At 58.2% G+C, this 15,757-nt stretch carries 18 protein-coding genes; 8 read left to right on the forward strand and 10 right to left on the reverse strand.

The window, feature by feature from the left end; genetic code table 11:
• Positions 1 to 7 precede the first annotated feature (7 nt).
• Both PSPTO_RS09155 and PSPTO_RS09160 read left to right on the forward strand, forming a co-directional pair.
• Complete coding sequence (locus tag PSPTO_RS09155) at positions 8 to 2,002, forward strand: polysaccharide biosynthesis protein (RefSeq protein ID WP_011103697.1); 1,995 nt, start codon at positions 8 to 10, stop codon at positions 2,000 to 2,002.
• A gap of 159 nt (positions 2,003 to 2,161) precedes the next feature.
• The gene (locus PSPTO_RS09160; protein WP_005766760.1) at positions 2,162 to 2,491 is read left to right on the forward strand and encodes a ComEA family DNA-binding protein; all 330 of its coding nucleotides are present in this window, start codon (positions 2,162 to 2,164) and stop codon (positions 2,489 to 2,491) included.
• Between the two features lie 107 nt (positions 2,492 to 2,598).
• Here PSPTO_RS09160 and PSPTO_RS09165 read toward each other — a convergent pair whose 3' ends face one another.
• Positions 2,599 to 3,168 carry a TetR/AcrR family transcriptional regulator gene (locus PSPTO_RS09165; RefSeq protein WP_005766763.1) on the reverse strand — a complete coding sequence of 190 codons (570 nt, stop codon included), beginning with the start codon at positions 3,166 to 3,168 and terminating at the stop codon, positions 2,599 to 2,601.
• Positions 3,169 to 3,241: 73 nt separating this feature from the next.
• Entirely contained in the window at positions 3,242 to 4,150 is a 909-nt protein-coding gene (locus PSPTO_RS09170; RefSeq protein WP_161797809.1) for a TlpA disulfide reductase family protein, read from the reverse strand.
• A gap of 348 nt (positions 4,151 to 4,498) precedes the next feature.
• Here PSPTO_RS09170 and PSPTO_RS09175 point away from each other — a divergent pair, with 348 nt between their 5' ends.
• A complete protein-coding gene (locus PSPTO_RS09175) occupies positions 4,499 to 5,776 on the forward strand; it encodes an aromatic amino acid transport family protein (RefSeq protein WP_011103699.1) in 1,278 nt (425 codons plus the stop codon).
• 75 nt (positions 5,777 to 5,851) lie between these two features.
• Here PSPTO_RS09175 and PSPTO_RS09180 read toward each other — a convergent pair whose 3' ends face one another.
• The 3 genes from PSPTO_RS09180 to PSPTO_RS09190 form a co-directional block, all read right to left on the reverse strand.
• Positions 5,852 to 6,058, reverse strand: a complete 207-nt coding sequence (locus PSPTO_RS09180) for a hypothetical protein (RefSeq protein ID WP_002554553.1) — start codon at positions 6,056 to 6,058, stop codon at positions 5,852 to 5,854.
• A 123-nt stretch (positions 6,059 to 6,181) separates the two neighbouring features.
• Complete coding sequence (locus PSPTO_RS09185; protein ID WP_005766772.1) at positions 6,182 to 6,664, reverse strand: GreA/GreB family elongation factor; 483 nt, start codon at positions 6,662 to 6,664, stop codon at positions 6,182 to 6,184.
• A gap of 3 nt (positions 6,665 to 6,667) precedes the next feature.
• On the reverse strand, positions 6,668 to 7,072 hold the full coding sequence (locus PSPTO_RS09190; RefSeq protein ID WP_005766774.1) for a hypothetical protein: 405 nt from the start codon (positions 7,070 to 7,072) through the stop codon (positions 6,668 to 6,670).
• Between the two features lie 195 nt (positions 7,073 to 7,267).
• On the opposite strand from PSPTO_RS09190, the gene earP reads away from it, so the two are divergent.
• Positions 7,268 to 8,404: an elongation factor P maturation arginine rhamnosyltransferase EarP gene (earP, locus tag PSPTO_RS09195; RefSeq protein WP_005766776.1), complete on the forward strand. Its 1,137-nt coding sequence runs from the start codon at positions 7,268 to 7,270 to the stop codon at positions 8,402 to 8,404.
• Between the two features lie 99 nt (positions 8,405 to 8,503).
• On the forward strand, positions 8,504 to 9,073 hold the full coding sequence (locus PSPTO_RS09200; RefSeq protein WP_003373297.1) for an elongation factor P: 570 nt from the start codon (positions 8,504 to 8,506) through the stop codon (positions 9,071 to 9,073).
• Between the two features lie 91 nt (positions 9,074 to 9,164).
• Here the strand turns inward: PSPTO_RS09200 and PSPTO_RS09205 are convergent, their stop codons facing one another.
• The 3 genes from PSPTO_RS09205 to PSPTO_RS09215 form a co-directional block, all read right to left on the reverse strand.
• Positions 9,165 to 10,184: an alpha/beta hydrolase gene (locus PSPTO_RS09205; protein ID WP_011103700.1), complete on the reverse strand. Its 1,020-nt coding sequence runs from the start codon at positions 10,182 to 10,184 to the stop codon at positions 9,165 to 9,167.
• 40 nt (positions 10,185 to 10,224) lie between these two features.
• Positions 10,225 to 10,644, reverse strand: a complete 420-nt coding sequence (locus tag PSPTO_RS09210) for an organic hydroperoxide resistance protein (RefSeq protein ID WP_005766782.1) — start codon at positions 10,642 to 10,644, stop codon at positions 10,225 to 10,227.
• Between the two features lie 216 nt (positions 10,645 to 10,860).
• Positions 10,861 to 11,334, reverse strand: a complete 474-nt coding sequence (locus PSPTO_RS09215; protein ID WP_003373291.1) for a MarR family winged helix-turn-helix transcriptional regulator — start codon at positions 11,332 to 11,334, stop codon at positions 10,861 to 10,863.
• Positions 11,335 to 11,519: 185 nt separating this feature from the next.
• Between PSPTO_RS09215 and PSPTO_RS09220 the strand changes: the two genes are divergently transcribed.
• Positions 11,520 to 12,266, forward strand: coding sequence for a sulfite exporter TauE/SafE family protein (locus PSPTO_RS09220; protein WP_011103701.1), 747 nt, complete (start codon positions 11,520 to 11,522; stop codon positions 12,264 to 12,266).
• Here the strand turns inward: PSPTO_RS09220 and PSPTO_RS09225 are convergent.
• A complete protein-coding gene (locus tag PSPTO_RS09225) occupies positions 12,256 to 13,110 on the reverse strand; it encodes a LysR substrate-binding domain-containing protein (RefSeq protein WP_005766786.1) in 855 nt (284 codons plus the stop codon). The genes PSPTO_RS09220 and PSPTO_RS09225 overlap by 11 nt on opposite strands.
• A gap of 94 nt (positions 13,111 to 13,204) precedes the next feature.
• Here PSPTO_RS09225 and PSPTO_RS09230 point away from each other — a divergent pair, with 94 nt between their 5' ends.
• Positions 13,205 to 13,438 (forward strand): DUF1127 domain-containing protein, encoded by a 234-nt coding sequence (locus PSPTO_RS09230; RefSeq protein WP_046463922.1) that lies wholly within the window; start codon positions 13,205 to 13,207, stop codon positions 13,436 to 13,438.
• A gap of 27 nt (positions 13,439 to 13,465) precedes the next feature.
• Here PSPTO_RS09230 and PSPTO_RS09235 read toward each other — a convergent pair whose 3' ends face one another.
• The gene (locus tag PSPTO_RS09235) at positions 13,466 to 14,812 is read right to left on the reverse strand and encodes a class II 3-deoxy-7-phosphoheptulonate synthase (RefSeq protein ID WP_005766790.1); all 1,347 of its coding nucleotides are present in this window, start codon (positions 14,810 to 14,812) and stop codon (positions 13,466 to 13,468) included.
• A gap of 171 nt (positions 14,813 to 14,983) precedes the next feature.
• On the opposite strand from PSPTO_RS09235, the gene PSPTO_RS09240 reads away from it, so the two are divergent.
• Complete coding sequence (locus PSPTO_RS09240) at positions 14,984 to 15,745, forward strand: spermidine synthase (RefSeq protein ID WP_005766792.1); 762 nt, start codon at positions 14,984 to 14,986, stop codon at positions 15,743 to 15,745.
• Positions 15,746 to 15,757 lie beyond the last annotated feature (12 nt).

The raw sequence follows: 15,757 nt of genomic DNA on the forward strand, positions 1-15,757 counted from the left end.
TAAATTGATGAGCAGGTTGCGAGCTAGTTTGCTGGCCCTACCACGCCGCAAAAAGCGAATAATCCAGGTGGCTGCCGACGTTCTTCTGGTCTGGCTTGCGCTGTGGATGTCGTTTGTCGTGCGGCTGGGCATTGACGAACTGATCAATCCGCTGGAAAAGCACACTTGGCTTTTCATCAGTGCGCCGCTGGCGGCCATTCCGTTGTTCATCCGTTTTGGCATGTACCGTGCGGTCATGCGCTATTTTGGCAACGACGCACTGATTGCGATCATCAAAGCCGTCACGATGTCGTCGTTGATTCTCGGTTGTATGGTGTACGTATACAGCAATCACCAGCAACTGGTGCCACGCTCGGTCATCTTCAACTATTGGTGGCTGAGCCTGGTAATGATCGGCGGTCTGCGCCTGGCCATGCGGCAGTACTTCCTCGGTGACTGGTTTGCGGCGGCGCAACACGTACCGTTTGCCAAAAGCGATAACGGCCTGCAAAAAGTCGCCATCTACGGCGCAGGCGCGGCCGGCAACCAGTTGGTGGCTGCATTGCGTATGGGGCGTCTGATGCACCCTGTGGCATTCATTGATGATGACGAGTCGATCTCCAACCGGGTGATTTCCGGGCTGCAAGTCTACAAGCCTCGAAATATCCAGCGCATGATCGATTCCACCGGGGCTCAGGAAATACTCCTGGCCATCCCTTCGTCATCGCGCGGGCGTCGCCGGGAGATTCTGGGGTTTCTGGAAGGCTTTCCGTTGCACGTGCGAAGCGTCCCCGGTTTCATGGACCTGGCGGCTGGCCGGGTCAAGGTTGACGACCTTCAGGAAGTCGATATCGCCGACCTTCTGGGACGAGACGCAGTGCCTGCCCGGGAAAACCTGCTGGAGCATTGCATCAAGGGCAAGACGGTGCTGGTGACTGGCGCGGGCGGCTCGATCGGTTCCGAGTTGTGCCGGCAGATACTGCTTCTGCAGCCTGTCCAGTTGCTGTTGCTCGACCACAGCGAATTCAATCTTTACAGCATTCTGTCCGAGCTTGAACAGCGTTCTGCCCGTGAGTCTCTTTCGGTCAAGTTGCTGCCCATACTCGGTTCGGTGCGCAATCACCCCAAGCTGCTGTCGATCATGAAAACCTGGAAGGTCGACACGGTCTACCATGCGGCCGCCTACAAGCACGTACCGATGGTTGAGCACAACATTGCCGAAGGTGTGATCAATAACGTCGTCGGTACGCTCAATACCGCGCAGGCGGCGTTGCAGGCGGGGGTTTCCAACTTTGTCCTGATTTCCACCGACAAGGCGGTCCGTCCAACCAACGTCATGGGCAGCACCAAGCGCCTTGCCGAGTTGATCCTGCAGGCACTGAGCCGCGAGACCGCGCCGGTGATCTTCGGCGACAAGGCCAACGTCTATCAGGTCAACAAGACCCGTTTCACGATGGTTCGTTTCGGCAACGTGCTTGGCTCATCGGGCTCTGTGATTCCGCTGTTTCACAAGCAGATTCAGTCGGGCGGGCCGCTGACGGTGACTCATCCCAAGATCACCCGGTACTTCATGACCATCCCCGAGGCCGCTCAACTGGTTATTCAGGCGGGCTCGATGGGGCATGGCGGGGATGTGTTCGTTCTGGACATGGGCGAGCCAGTCAAGATTGTCGAACTGGCGGAGAAAATGATCCACCTTTCCGGCCTGGCCATCCGCTCCGAGAAAAACCCGCATGGCGATATCTCCATTGAGTTCACCGGGCTGCGTCCCGGTGAAAAGCTGTATGAAGAGCTGCTGATCGGCGACAACGTGGTCGCGACCGAACACCCAATGATCATGAGCGCCAGCGAAGACTGTCTGGCGTGGGATGTATTGAAAGGCCGGCTGGTAAAACTGCTGGATGCCGTGGAGCGAGACGATTACAACAGCGTGCGCCAGTTGCTGCGAGAAACAGTCAGCGGTTATACACCAGAGGGTGAAATCGTTGACTGGATGTATCAGGAACGCAGCGGCGAGCCTTGATTTTAGTCCGTTATTGTTCAGGCTGATCAATAACGGACACACGCTGATTGATATGGCAACAGGTCGCAACGCTCAACTTCTTTTCTATGGATAAGCAGTGGTCTAAGTTTCAGGCACAGCATTTGGAATGCTGCCTTGAATTGCTATGGAGCCTTATCTATGAGAACCCCTCTGTTCAGTGCTTTGATCTTTGCCTTGCTCACCAGTGCCTCGGTTGCCGTCAGCGCCACACCGGCGGCCCCCCCGCCCACCGAAAACGTAGCGACCGCTGCGGTTCATGAGCAACGTGACGACAGAGTCAATCTCAACACCGCTGATGCGTTAACGCTTCAGAAGGAACTGTCCGGCATTGGCAAGAATAAAGCCGACGCGATTGTGGCTTACAGAGAAACTGCTGGCGACTTTACGTCTATCGAAGAACTGATTGAAGTAAAAGGGATTGGCAAGGCTATTCTGGAAAAGAATCGCGATAAGCTCGCGGTTGACTGACTGCTGTCATTGCTGAAAAAAACAGGCCGATCATTGATCGGCCTGTTTTTTATGAACGTTGCGGTGGGTAAAAAACCGCACCGAGAACGTTTCGGTATTTCGATGCATCAGTTAGTGCTCTTTTTTATCTCCTGCTTGAGGTAGTCGCGGGTCGTATTCAGGATACGCTCCGACAACTTGTCGTCCGCAGCACTGCGGGCAAGTACCAGCCCGCCTACCAGTGCCGACAGGATCGGTACGCTTCTGGGCTCAAGACCGGTCCCCGCGAGGGAGTTCTCAAACAGTTCCAGCAAGTGAAGGACGATTTTATCCGTCGTCTCGCTGGGTTGGTCGCGCTGTCCAAGTTCCAGGCACATGGTAGGCAGCGGACATCCGCCGTCCTGCGCATCGCGGCTGGTAGTCGAGAGATAGAGATCGATGAATTCACTGAGCGAGTCCTGTCTGGCGAAAACTTCGCTTGTGATTCCTTTTACATTGTCGAGAGCGTGACTCAATGCCTGTTCGACAAGATCATCCTTGGATTTGAAATGCGCGTAGAAACCGCCATGGGTCAAGCCGAGTGCTTTCATCAATGGTTGCAAGCCCGTAGCACCAATGCCGTCGCGACGAAAGCGCATGGACGCTTCCTTGACGATGCGCTGGTGGGTTTGGGCCTTATGATCGAGCGCGTAACGCATGCGCTGAGCCTCCAGAGATGACCAATGTGTCAGCGCATTTATACATGGATAGATGAATCGATGCAGCAGGCTTTCAGTCGCGATGAGAACTTGTACCGGAAACAGCTGATCGGGCGCCTGTCTGGCTGTCCAGATAATGAGTGAGACTGGCTCTGGACATTTCGCCCATATGACTGCCTGTCAGGCGTCCGTCCGATGAATAAAAAAGCGTGGTGGGCAGGGCTGCCGAGCCGACCTCGCGGGCGAACTCTCCCTCTGGATCCAGAAAGCTGTTGCTCAGCACCAGTTGCTGTCTGGACAGATAATCGCTCACGGCCTGCGCGCTTTCGGCCTGGTTGACGAACACAAATACGATGTCTTCGCGCTCCAGTTGCATGTCTCGCAGCACGGGCATTTCCCGACGACAGGGAGGGCACCAGGTCGCCCAGAGGTTGATGACCACCGGCTTGCCTCGGTATTCGGCGACGCTGACCGGTTCGCCATGCAGGGTGCGCAGCGTGGTTTGCGGGAGGGGAGCACCTTGTTGGTAGCTGCTCAATAGCCAGCCACCCAGCAGCCAGATCGCCAACCCCGCTGTCATGCTGAACGCCAGTGCACGACGTTGTTCAGGATGACGCCAGCCGATCAGCAAGCCGCCCAGAATGGCAGCGGCAATGCCCGGCCAGACCAGAAAGCCGCCATCACGTATGTCCAGGGCCTTCCAGGGTGCATCGCTGTATTGCGTGAAATAGGTCAGCACAAAGGCGATGCGTGCTGCCACGACGCCGAGGATGAACAGGCTGAATACCGCTGTCTTTTTTGCGTGGACACGCCGCACAAACCTGGCCTCAATCAAGGTGGCCGTGACCAGTGCGATCAGCAGCAGCAAATGGGTTAGTGCGAGGGCAAACGGTCCTGCGTTGATACTCAACATCACGTTCAGCTCTTGAATGATTTCTGCAAAATTGCCTGAAGCAGGCCCACCAGATGCCGCCAGTGCCAAGCCTGGCGGACGCCGCCGGGATGCGCGCGGGGCGATGGTATCGCCCGTTTCCTTTCGATCAAAACGCAGAACTGTGCCTGAATGTGATGTCGCCATGGGCTGCCAATGAGCGCGCGGTCTGCAAAAAAGCGGCGCGCAGGACAAATGGTCAATTGCCCGCCAGCCCTTCGCCCCCGAGGCGTGCGTGGCATTGGTCGCTCATCGCTTGGCAATTCTTGTCCTACAAAGCTTTGACTTCTGCCGTCAATCCCGGAGAATCTCGCCCGCTGTTTTCGAGGGGAGCGCTGAACTGCCGGCTTTTTCGACGCGCTGCCCTTTTTGATAAACCGGCCACGGAGAGTCGACCGGATGAATGATCAGGCTAACGGCGTCGTAGAACGCCTGGATGTAGCTCCCGAGAGCATCGCCTCTTGGAACCGTAATGACACCACCTGGATGCTCGGATTGTTCGGTACCGCCATTGGCGCAGGTACGCTGTTCTTGCCCATCAACGCAGGCATCGGCGGTTTCTGGCCACTGCTGGCTCTCGCGCTGCTGGCATTCCCGATGACGTTTTATGCACACCGTGGCCTGACCCGCTTCGTACTGTCCGGGCGTGAGGGTGCCGACATCACGGAAGTGGTCGAACAGCATTTCGGCAAAAGCGCCGGGGCAATGATCACCTTGCTGTACTTCTTCGCGATCTTCCCGATCCTGTTGATTTACAGCGTGGCCCTCACCAATACCGTGGGCAGCTTTCTTGAACACCAATTGCACATAGCGCCGCCGCCGCGTGCCGTGCTGGCGTTCTTGCTGATCATGGGCCTGCTGGCGCTGGTTCGCTGTGGCGAGCGGTTCATCGTCAAGGCCATGAGCGTGATGGTTTATCCGTTTATCGTCGCGCTGCTGTTTCTGGCCATGTTTCTGATTCCACACTGGACCGGCGGTATCTTGAGCACCGCAACCACCTTGCCTGAGCCCTCGGCGTTTTTGTCGACCCTTTGGCTGGCGATTCCGGTGATGGTGTTTTCTTTCAACCATGCGCCGATCATCTCGGCTTTTGCGGTCGATCAGAAACGCCAGTACGGCGAGAATGCCGAGGTGCGCAGTTCGCAGATTCTGGCACGCGCCCACGTTTTGATGGTGGTGATGGTGCTGTTCTTCGTGTTCAGCTGCGTGCTGACCCTTTCGCCCGCTGAACTGGCTGAAGCCAAGGCGCAGAACATCTCGATCCTGTCTTACCTGGCCAACCACTTCAACAACCCGACCATTGCATTCGTCGCGCCGCTGATTGCGTTTGTGGCGATTTCCAAATCGTTTCTCGGCCACTACATCGGCGCCAGCGAGGGCTTGAAAGGGCTGGTTCTGAAATCGGGACGTCGTCCGGCGCCCAAGGTACTGGACCGTATGACCGCCGCGTTCATGCTGGTGGTGTGCTGGATAGTGGCAACGCTCGACCCAAGTATTCTGGGGATGATCGAGAACCTGGGCGGGCCAGTGATTTCGGTGTTGCTGTTTCTGATGCCGATGTATGCGATCTACAAGGTGCCTTCCATGCGCAAATATGCAGGTGCATGGTCCAACTACTTTGTCATTGCCGCAGGTCTGGTGGCTATTTCGGCGCTGATCTTCTCGCTGACGCGCTGACCCCAGGCAGCACGCCTTGAAAGCTGCGCCGTTTCACCGGCGCAGCCCACAGTCAGGGAGGCTCTGCGAGCGCAGTCAATCGACCGGCTCGGGGTACAACGGCCTGGACAGATGCATGATGCTTGCATAGTCGTAAACGTACTGCCTTCCCGCATGGCTGGTCGACCGTAACTGGTCGATCAGCTGTCGCTCTTTCTTGTTCAGGTATCTCAACGCCGGATCTTGACTGGACTTCAGGCGATCACGTTCATGGGCGTCAGGGAATGCGATGACGTTCGTCATGAAAAATCTCCTTGGGTTTTAGTCCTTGCTTGCTTGAGTGTTGCCCCGGTTGCGGTGGTTATGGCGACGGCTCACCTTACCCATAAAAACTTGGCGCGATCAACCCTGTAGATGATGGTTGTGTCACAACGCTTGTGTGATTTCGTAGGATTGTCCGCTGCCATTGATGACAATCTGTACGGCATCGTCCTCGAACCTGCCCAGCAGGCTTTGCCCCAGCGGTGCCCGGGCGGTGATCACGGTAATCAGCCGATCGCCCGCACTGACCTTGAGGCCCGCAGCGTCAGGCCCCAGAAACAGATACCGGGTCTGACCGTCCTGCGCTTGAACCACGACAAGATCACCGGTCTGAATGCCGCATGATTCATCGAATGGTTTGAGCGACCAGTTCTGATACAGCGTCAATGACTGACGTATTTCCTCGACGCGCCGTGCCTGGCCTGCGGCGAGATAAGAAGCTTCCAGCCCAAGCGTGTCGTACTTGTTTTCGGCGATGTTCTCTTCGTGGGTGGCCGTCTCGTAAGCGGTTTGGGCAGCCCGCTGTGCAATGTCCAGATCGATTTCCAGCTTGTCGATGATCAGTTGCAATACGTCCCGCTTGTTCATGGTCTATCCACAGTACTGATTGATGCTGGCACGGCTTTTCTCGCTGGGTGCGGTGCGATCCTGCTGCATCCAGAAATCACATTTTGCACGGTTGAAGGTGCGCTGTTGTTGCTCCTGGGTCTGTTCACGAGCCTGGCGGGCCTCGCTTTCGCGCAGGCTTTGCTGGTACTTGCGAAACATTTCAGTCTCGGGCTCGGCCGCCGCCGTGTCGCCGGCTTTTTGTCCGGGCGGGGTACTGAGTTGGGCGGCGGCGTTGTCCAGCGCCTGAGTTTGCGCAGGTGGCAGGCTTTTGTAATACAGCAGGCCGGTGAGAAACACCGCCAGGGCACCCAGCCAGATGCCGAGTGCGATGCAGACGATCAACTTCAACGACACGTACAGGTCGCGACGGCGGGTGGGCGATGACATGGCTGAACTCCTTGCAGGGCAACAGATACGATTGTGCCATGCCTGACGGCCGGGCATGAAAACTGCGCTGCGCGTTTTCTCCAATGTGCTCATCATGTTGTCAGGCTGATGGCCGGGTGGCTGACCGAACTGGTGACTGAGCAACGTTTTGAACGACAATCAGGGTTTTTCTCCATCCAGACTCAGGGAGCCAGGATGAAACCCTCTTGGGACATTTTTTGCAGCGTAGTCGACAACTACGGTGATGCGGGTGTGACCTGGCGTCTGGCACGCCAACTGGTTGCCGAACATGACGTGCAGGTGCGCTTGTGGATCGATGACCTGGCGGCCTTTGTTCGCCTGTGTCCAGACGCCGATCCTTGCGCCTCGCAGCAATTGCGTGAGGGCGTCAGCGTCTGCCGTTGGCCCGCAGACTGGGTCAGCAGCACCGTGCCCGACGTGGTTATCGAAGCCTTCGCCTGCCGACTGCCGACGTCTTACACCGAATCAATGCTGCAGCGCTCGCCCAGGCCGCTGTGGCTGAACCTTGAGTACCTCAGCGCCGAAGACTGGGTCTCGGGTTGCCACGGTTTGCCTTCGCCGCAAATGAACGGCTTGAAAAAGTTTTTTTTCTTCCCCGGTTTTGCGGACACCACCGGTGGCCTGTTGCGCGAAAGAAACCTGATCGGGCAACGTCAGGCGTTTCAGCAGGACAAGGCGTTACAGCAAGCGTTTCTGCAGGAACTGAACGTCGAGCCGTTGGCCGGCGCACGCCTGATCTCGGTGTTTGCCTATGAGACCCCGCGACTGGACAGCTGGCTCGACGCGCTGGCCAGCGACAGCCGCCCGACCCACCTGCTGGTGCCGGAAGGGCGCATTCTGGCGGATGTGCAGCGCTGGCTCGGTAGTGAGGGGCAATTGCACGCCGGAACGGTGCAGGCAAGCGGCGCGTTGACGGTCCAGGTCTTACCGTTCATCCGACAGGAGCGCTACGATCAACTGCTCTGGAGCTGCGATTTCAACGTGGTGCGCGGCGAGGACTCGTTCGTGCGTGCCCAGTGGGCAGGGCGGCCGATGCTTTGGCACATCTATCAGCAGGAAGAAGACGCCCATCTGCCCAAGCTTGATGCCTTTCTGGCGCTCTATCTGGCGCGCCTTGCGCCTGAGGCGGGGCAGGCAGTGAATCAGTTCTGGCAAAGCTGGAACGCCGGCAGCGACCTGAGCGAAAGCTGGCAGGCACTCACCGAACACTGGGCGCAAATCGAAAAACACGCCGAACGCTGGTGCCAGCAACAAGCCGCACAGACTGATCTTGCCACGGCGCTGGTGCAGTTTTATGGAAATTCGCTATGATACGCGGCCTTGATACAAGGCTCTGTACGAAAAATGCCTGCGCAGGCTGTTTCTCGTACAGAGCCTTTGGTTAATTCCATCCAAATTCGGATATATGCAATGAAAACTGGTAAAGAGCTGAAACCCGGTACTGTGATCCGTCTCGAAAACGATCCTTGGCTGGTTCAGAAAGCTGAATTCACCAAATCCGGTCGTAACAGCGCGATCATGAAGACCAAGCTGAAAAACCTGCTGACCGGTTACAAGACCGAGATCGTTTACAGTGCTGACGACAAGCTGGACGACGTGATCCTGGATCGCAAGGAAGCCACCCTGTCTTTCATCAGCGGTGACACCTACACGTTCATGGACACCACTGATTACACCATGTACGAGCTGAACGCCGAAGACATCGAAAGCGTTCTGCCATTCGTTGAAGAAGGCATGACCGACGTCTGCGAAGCCGTGTTCTTCGACGAGCGTCTGGTTTCCGTGGAGCTGCCGACCACTATCGTGCGTCAGGTCGACTACACCGAAGGTTCCGCTCGCGGCGACACGTCGGGCAAGGTCATGAAGCCTGCCAAGCTGAAAAACGGCACCGAGCTGAGCGTTGCTGACTTCATCGAAATCGGCGACATGATCGAGATCGATACCCGTGAAGGCGGTTCCTACAAAGGCCGTGCGAAGTAAGCATGGTTTTGTAACCCCGTTACGCAAAAAACCCGCATCGCTGCGGGTTTTTTTACGGCTGAAATTTGAGACGCTGCCGTTGTTTCAGGTGCTATTTCAGGTGTTCTTTCAATTCCTGAGACGCCTGCAGGATCGCCGAGCGAACAGCCGGGACCTGGCTGACAACGTTGAGCAGGCCGTAGTCATGGATCATGCCGTTGTAGCGTACGGCCGTGACCGGCACGCCAGCCTGGTCCAGCTTGCGCGCATAGGCTTCACCCTCGTCACGCAATACGTCGGCACTGGCGGTCTGGATCAGCGCAGGCGGCAGGCCTTTCAGCTGTTCGGTGGTGGCGCGCAGCGGCGAGGCGTAGATCTCGTTACGCTGTGCGGCATCCGTGGTGTAGTTGTCCCAGAACCACTTCATCATGTTGCGGGTCAGGAAGTGGCCTTCGGCGTACTGGTTGTAGGAGCCGTTGTCGAAACTGGCGTCAGTCACCGGCCACAACAGCACCTGATACCTGAGCGCCGGCGTACCTTTGTCTTTGGCCATCAGCGCAACGACGGTTGCCATGTTGCCGCCCACGCTGTTACCGGCGACCGCGAGGCGCTTGCCGTCGACATTGATTTCCTTGCCATGCTCAGCCACCCATTGGGTCGCTGCGTAGGCCTGGTTGATCGCCGTCGGGTAATGCGCCTCAGGTGAAGGCGTGTAGTTGACGAATACCGCGACTGCCCCCGAACCAGCCACCAGATCGCGCACCAGGCGCTCGTGAGTCTGGAAGTCACCCAGCACCCAGCCGCCGCCGTGAAAGAACATGAAGACCGGCAAAGTCCCTTTTACGCCAGCAGGGCGGACGATATTAAGGCTGATGGGCTTGCCATCCACCGTAATGGTCTTTTCGCTGACATCTGCCTGGGGCAGCGTCAGTTTGACCCCCGCCTGTGCTCCGACCAGTACGGCCCGCGCATCTTTGGGCGACAACTGCTCGATAGGCTTGCCGGTGCCCGAGTTCAGGGCGTCGAGGAAAGCCTGGGTGTTGTGCTCGATGGCTGGATCGCCCGCGGCAAATGCGCTGCCGATGGACAGCGCGAGAAGCGTACCGGTCATGACCTTGCTGAAAGTCTTCATGTTCGTTCCTTTCCAGTGTTCGTTGCTGGCCTGGTGGGTATCAGACAGTCACATGCAGACGCACATCGACGTTACCGCGTGTGGCGTTCGAGTAAGGGCAGACCAGGTGAGCGGCATCGACCAGTTGCTGAGCGTCGGCTTGTTCAAGGCCGGGCAGGCTGACATGCAGGTCGATGTCCAGACCGAAACCACCGGGGATCTGGCCGATGCCCACGTGTGCGGTAATCGAGGCGTCTGCCGGGATGCTGCGCTTGCTCTGACCGGCAACGAATTTCAAAGCGCCGATAAAGCAGGCCGAATAACCGGCAGCGAACAGTTGCTCAGGGTTGGTGGCTGCGCCGCCCGCACCGCCGAGTTCTTTCGGTGTGGCCAGTTTGACGTCGAGAATCTTGTCGCTGGAAACAGCACGACCATCACGGCCGCCGGTGGCGGTTGCAACTGCGGTGTAGAGCGTGTCCATGGTATTTCCTCATTTGGATGGTGGTTTTGCGCAAGATACTTGCGCGCTAATTAATCACCAGGCAAATGTATAGCGCAAATATTTTGCGCGCAAGATAAATTTTTTAAAAAAGCCGGCTTGAGGCTTTACAGGGGGGGGTGGGGGCGTGAAAGGTTGCCCCCGTGGAAGTGATCAAGTGCAGTGGGGCAGGCGCCAAGGGAAGCGAGGCTTTGGCTTTTACAGGCTTTGGTGCAGATGGTCGCGCATGCTCAGCAACCGAGCCTGGAGGTCGAGAAGCTTTTCCATGTTCAGGCCGCTTGCCGACAGGATGCAGCCAGGTACGCTCAGGGCCTTCTGCTGCAAGGCACGACCTTGCTCAGTGAGATGCAACAGCACCACCCGTTCATCTTCCTTGCTGCGCGTGCGGCTGATAAAGCCTTCGCCTTCAAGGCGCTTGAGTAAAGGCGTCAGCGAGCCCGGATCAGTGAGCAGGCGCGTGCTGACATCGCTGACGGTCAAACCGTCCTTTTCCCACAGCACCATCATGGCCAGATACTGCGGATAGGTCAGCCCGAGCGCTTGTAGCAAGGGTTTGTAAACCTTGGTCATCATCAACGAAGTGGAATACAGGGCGAAACACAATTGGTTATCCAGCAGCAGCGAATCACAGTCGGCAGATGCGACGTGGGTGGGGCTTTCATCGGCACTCATAGCGGCTCCTCGTACTCAGTGGACTGAGTTTAACTTAGTGCTGCACTCTTTAATGCGCCAGATAATTCCGCTCACGCAGGTTGGCAGCGCTGGCATCATGCGGGGTGTGCAAAAAAACTGATATTACCTGTTGGTCGAGGGCAGGACTGCGTAGCATTTGGCTATTGAACGAATGGGGACGCAGTGTGATTGAAGTGGTGATGTTCGTATTGCTGGGTGCGGCGATGGGCACTCTGGGTGGCTTGTTCGGGATTGGCGGTGGTCTTGTGGCCATCCCGGCGCTGGGCGTGTTGTTCGGTCTGGATCAGCAACTGGCGCAAGGCACTGCGTTGCTGATGGTGCTGCCCAACGTCTTGCTTGCCTTGTGGCGCTATAACCAGCGCAACCGGATTCTGCTGCGCAACGCGCTGATGCTGATCATTCCCAGCTTCATTTTTGCCTGGCTGACTTCAATGCTGGCCGTGCGCATTGACCCGCAAAGCATGCGCCTGGGTTTTGTGGCCTTTCTGGTGATTTTGACGGTGTTCAACGTCGCGCAGATGTACTGGCGCAACACGCTGGCCAGCGGCGGGCTGCGTCACGAAAAGTATCTGTGGCTACTGGGCGTCGGCTCCGGCGTGACCGGTGGTTTGTTCGGTGTTGGCGGCGGAGTGGTGGCTACGCCCATTCTGACCAGCGTCTTTGGCGCAACGCAGGTTGTGGCCCAAGGGCTGGCGTTGTCCCTGGCCGCGCCAAGCACCGGGATCACGCTGGTCACCTACGCGCTGCACGATCACGTCAACTGGTCGATGGGCATTCCATTGGCCGTCGGCGGTCTGGCCAGTATCAGTTGGGGTGTCAAGCTGGCGCATTCTCTGCCCGAGCGAACGCTGCGGCTGATGTTCTGCGTGTTTCTGGTGCTCTGTGCGGTCATTCTCGCCCTCAAGGTTTGAAACCGTCGATGATGTAGTCGGCCATGCATTCGGTGATGGGTGAGGGGGTCTTCGGGTTGCGCAGCAGCACGATGCTGGCCGTTGGCAGATGTGGCAAGTGTTCGGCATCGCCGAGGATGCGCAACTCCGGTGTGGCCAGGCTTTGAAACTGCGCGGTGACCGCAAGGCCTGCGCTGACCACGGCAGTGATCGCCGCCATGCTGGAACTGGTGTAGGCGATGCGGTACTCACGCTCCACGCTGTCCAGCGCATTGCAGGCCCAGTCGCGACAAAAGCAATGGGTATTGAACATCGCCAGCGGCATGGGCTTTTGTTCATGAGGCGCGAAGCCGATGGCCTCCATCCAGACCAGGCGCTCGTGACGCAACAGCGTACCGATCTCGGTGCCGGGCTTGCGCGTCACAATGGTCAGATCAAGGTCCTGGCGTTGCAGCAGCAAATCGGACGGTTCGCAGTGCACTTCCACCTGAACCAGCGGATAAGCCTGCGCGAACTGCGAAAGGATGCCGGGCAAAAAGCGCATCACGTAATCGTCGGGCGAGCCGATTTTCACCACGCCGACCATGTGCGGCTCGCGCAAGGTGTTGAACACTTCGCTGTGCAACTTGAGAATCCGCCGTGCGTAGCCGAGCAGTACCTGGCCCTCTGCTGTGAGGTTCAGGGTCCGGCCTTCACGCTGGAACAGTTGACGCTGAACGACATCCTCTTCCAGACGCTTCATCTGCATGCTGACCGCCGATTGAGTGCGGTTGACCACTTCACCTGCGCGAGTGAAACCGCCGTGGTCGGCAATGGCCACAAAGGTACGAAGCAGTTCGGTATCAATGCCCGGATAATTGGCCAAATCATCAATCTCCCAGATGGACTGCATAAGAAACATTCGTTGGATTGATCCTACGCCAGGCGCGAGACTTCAGTCATCCCACATGGAGGGCAAGATGATGAAAGGTCAAAAAGCGGGTGTAGTGGACTCAAGGCCTGTCGAGCATGTGCAGGCAGGCAGGGCTTTGATATCGCTGAAGCGTCATGTGCAGCGTTGGCTGGAACTGCATCGTCAGTGGCGTCTTCTGGCGCAGATGAGCGATGGCGCGCTCAAGGATCTGGGCTTGAGCCGGGCGGATATTCAACAGGAAGTCGAACGTCCGTTCTGGGACGACCCGCTCAAGCGTTGAGCGGGCAGTGGGCGCAGCGAATTGTGTTTAACGCCGGACCTGTTTCAGGGTTTCGGCGATCAGAAACGCCAGCTCCAGTGACTGGTCGGCGTTCATGCGCGGGTCGCAGTGAGTGTGGTAGCGATCCGAAAGGCCGTCTTCAGTGATCGGGCGAGCGCCGCCGATGCATTCGGTGACGTTCTGTCCGGTCATCTCGATATGAATGCCACCGGCATAAGTGCCTTCGGCCTGATGCACCTGGAAGAACTGCTTCACTTCACCGAGGATCTGCGCAAAATCGCGGGTCTTGTAGCCGCTGCTGGCCTTGATGGTGTTGCCGTGCATCGGGTCGGAGCTCCACAGCACCTTGCGGCCTTCGCGCTCGACGGCACGAATCAGTTGCGGCAGGTGGTCGGCGACCTTGTTGGCGCCCATGCGCGCAATCAGGTTCAGGCGCCCCGGATCGTTGTCCGGGTTGAGGATGTCGATCAGACGAATCAGGTCCTCGGTGTTCATGCTCGGGCCAACCTTGACGCCGATCGGGTTGTTGACCCCGCGCAGAAACTCGACATGCGCGCCGTCCAGTTGACGGGTGCGATCACCGATCCACAGCATGTGTGCCGAGCAATCGTAATAGTCGTTGGTCAGGCTGTCGCGCCGCACAAAGGCTTCTTCGTAATTGAGCAGCAGCGCTTCGTGGGCGGTGAAAAAACTGGTTTCGCGCAGTTGCGGCGAGCTGTCCATGCCGCAGGCGCGCATGAACGCCAGGGTTTCATCGATGCGCCCGGCCAACTGGCTGTACTTGTCGGCCAGCGCCGAGTTGGCGATGAAGTCCAGGTTCCACTTGTGCACCTGATGCAGATCGGCAAACCCGCCCTGTGCGAACGCGCGCAGCAGGTTCAGGGTGGCGGTGGACTGGTTGTAAGCCTGGATCAGGCGTTCCGGGTCCGGCACTCGGCTTTTTTCGTCGAAACCGATGCCATTGACGATGTCACCCCGATAAGCCGGGAGCGTCACGCCATCGATGATTTCGTCATTGGCCGAGCGCGGCTTGGCGAATTGTCCGGCCATGCGTCCGACCTTGACCACCGGGCAGCCCGCAGCGAAGGTCATGACGATCGCCATCTGCAACAGCACCTTGAAGGTGTCGCGAATCTTCGCCGCCGAAAACTCCATGAAGCTTTCGGCGCAATCGCCGCCTTGCAGCAGGAACGCCCGGCCCTGGGTCACCTCGGCAAACTGGCGGCGCAACTCCCGTGCTTCGCCGGCAAACACCAGCGGCGGATAGCTGGCCAGCGTTTGTTCGACCTTCAGCAGGTGCGCGGCGTCAGGGTAGTGAGGTTGCTGCTGAATCGGCAGTGCCCGCCAGCTGTCGGGGCTCCAGGGTTGGCTCATTATTGGCTCTAGGGTTGTGCAATCGGGTCCGCATGTTAGCAGTTCGTCGGCGCTCTGCCAGCGCGGCGCGGACCACCGGAGCGCTGACGCAGCCCGCAACGTGTGACAAAACGGCGCGCTTGCCCGACAATTCACGTTTTGCGCCCGGCGCAACGATGACCAGGAACGGTGATGACGGAAGAGCGTGAGCGCGTAGAACGAATTCTGGCCGAGGTCCACGATGACTTCGGCATGATCCGCGTGCTGGAAGTGGACGATTACCGCTTCCTCGAGTTCGGTGATGCCATTGAGCAGAGCTGTACCTTTACGGCTGATCCCAGCTGGCTGGAATACGATTACACCCGCGCGATGCTGATTGGCGCGTTGTGCCATGAGGCGCCGGAAAGCGCGCTGTTTCTGGGGCTGGGGGCCGGAACCCTGACCCAGGCGTGCATGAAGTTTCTGCCGCTGGAGGACGTCGAAGTCATCGAACTGCGCCCGGACGTGCCGCGTCTGGCCATGGAGTTCATGGGGCTCGACGACGATCCGCGCCTGTACATAAGGATTGGCGATGCGCTGGAGTTGTTGAGCAGCGCCGAGCCTGCCGACCTGATCTTCGTCGACCTGTACACCGATGTCGGGCCGGGCGTCGGGCATCTGGCCTGGAATTTCCTGCAGGGTTGCCAGCAGCGGCTCAGTCCCGGCGGCTGGCTGATCATCAACCAGTGGGCCTCTGACGATGGCAAGCCACTGGGCGCGGCGCTGCTGCGCGGCCTTTACCACCGTCATTATTGGGAGCTGCCGGTGAAAGAGGGCAACGTCATCCTCATCGTGCCGGCTGACCTGGACCAGACGCTGGATATCGATGCGCTGTATCGGCGTGCCGAGGCCCTTGCGCCTGATCTGGGTTACTCGCTGCAATCGTTGATCAAGGCTGTACGTTCGGCGACCTGAGTGGCCCGGCCG

Origin of the sequence: Pseudomonas syringae pv. tomato str. DC3000 (assembly GCF_000007805.1) — a bacterium.
In the GTDB taxonomy this organism is placed as follows: domain Bacteria; phylum Pseudomonadota; class Gammaproteobacteria; order Pseudomonadales; family Pseudomonadaceae; genus Aquipseudomonas; species Aquipseudomonas avellanae.

Excerpts from the sequence above, each read along its gene's own strand:
- earP (WP_005766776.1), top strand. The coding sequence starts at position 7,268 with ATGAAACCCTCTTGGGACATTTTTTGCAGCGTAGTCGACAACTACGGT.
- PSPTO_RS09175 (WP_011103699.1), top strand. The coding sequence starts at position 4,499 with ATGAATGATCAGGCTAACGGCGTCGTAGAACGCCTGGATGTAGCTCCC.
- PSPTO_RS09185 (WP_005766772.1), bottom strand. The coding sequence starts at position 6,664 with ATGAACAAGCGGGACGTATTGCAACTGATCATCGACAAGCTGGAAATC.
- PSPTO_RS09155 (WP_011103697.1), top strand. The coding sequence starts at position 8 with ATGAGCAGGTTGCGAGCTAGTTTGCTGGCCCTACCACGCCGCAAAAAG.
- PSPTO_RS09215 (WP_003373291.1), bottom strand. The coding sequence starts at position 11,334 with ATGAGTGCCGATGAAAGCCCCACCCACGTCGCATCTGCCGACTGTGAT.
- PSPTO_RS09160 (WP_005766760.1), top strand. The coding sequence starts at position 2,162 with ATGAGAACCCCTCTGTTCAGTGCTTTGATCTTTGCCTTGCTCACCAGT.
- PSPTO_RS09165 (WP_005766763.1), bottom strand. The coding sequence starts at position 3,168 with ATGCGTTACGCGCTCGATCATAAGGCCCAAACCCACCAGCGCATCGTC.
- PSPTO_RS09200 (WP_003373297.1), top strand. The coding sequence starts at position 8,504 with ATGAAAACTGGTAAAGAGCTGAAACCCGGTACTGTGATCCGTCTCGAA.
- PSPTO_RS09180 (WP_002554553.1), bottom strand. The coding sequence starts at position 6,058 with ATGACGAACGTCATCGCATTCCCTGACGCCCATGAACGTGATCGCCTG.
- PSPTO_RS09230 (WP_046463922.1), top strand. The coding sequence starts at position 13,205 with ATGATGAAAGGTCAAAAAGCGGGTGTAGTGGACTCAAGGCCTGTCGAG.
- PSPTO_RS09190 (WP_005766774.1), bottom strand. The coding sequence starts at position 7,072 with ATGTCATCGCCCACCCGCCGTCGCGACCTGTACGTGTCGTTGAAGTTG.
- PSPTO_RS09240 (WP_005766792.1), top strand. The coding sequence starts at position 14,984 with ATGACGGAAGAGCGTGAGCGCGTAGAACGAATTCTGGCCGAGGTCCAC.
- PSPTO_RS09210 (WP_005766782.1), bottom strand. The coding sequence starts at position 10,644 with ATGGACACGCTCTACACCGCAGTTGCAACCGCCACCGGCGGCCGTGAT.
- PSPTO_RS09235 (WP_005766790.1), bottom strand. The coding sequence starts at position 14,812 with ATGAGCCAACCCTGGAGCCCCGACAGCTGGCGGGCACTGCCGATTCAG.
- PSPTO_RS09205 (WP_011103700.1), bottom strand. The coding sequence starts at position 10,184 with ATGAAGACTTTCAGCAAGGTCATGACCGGTACGCTTCTCGCGCTGTCC.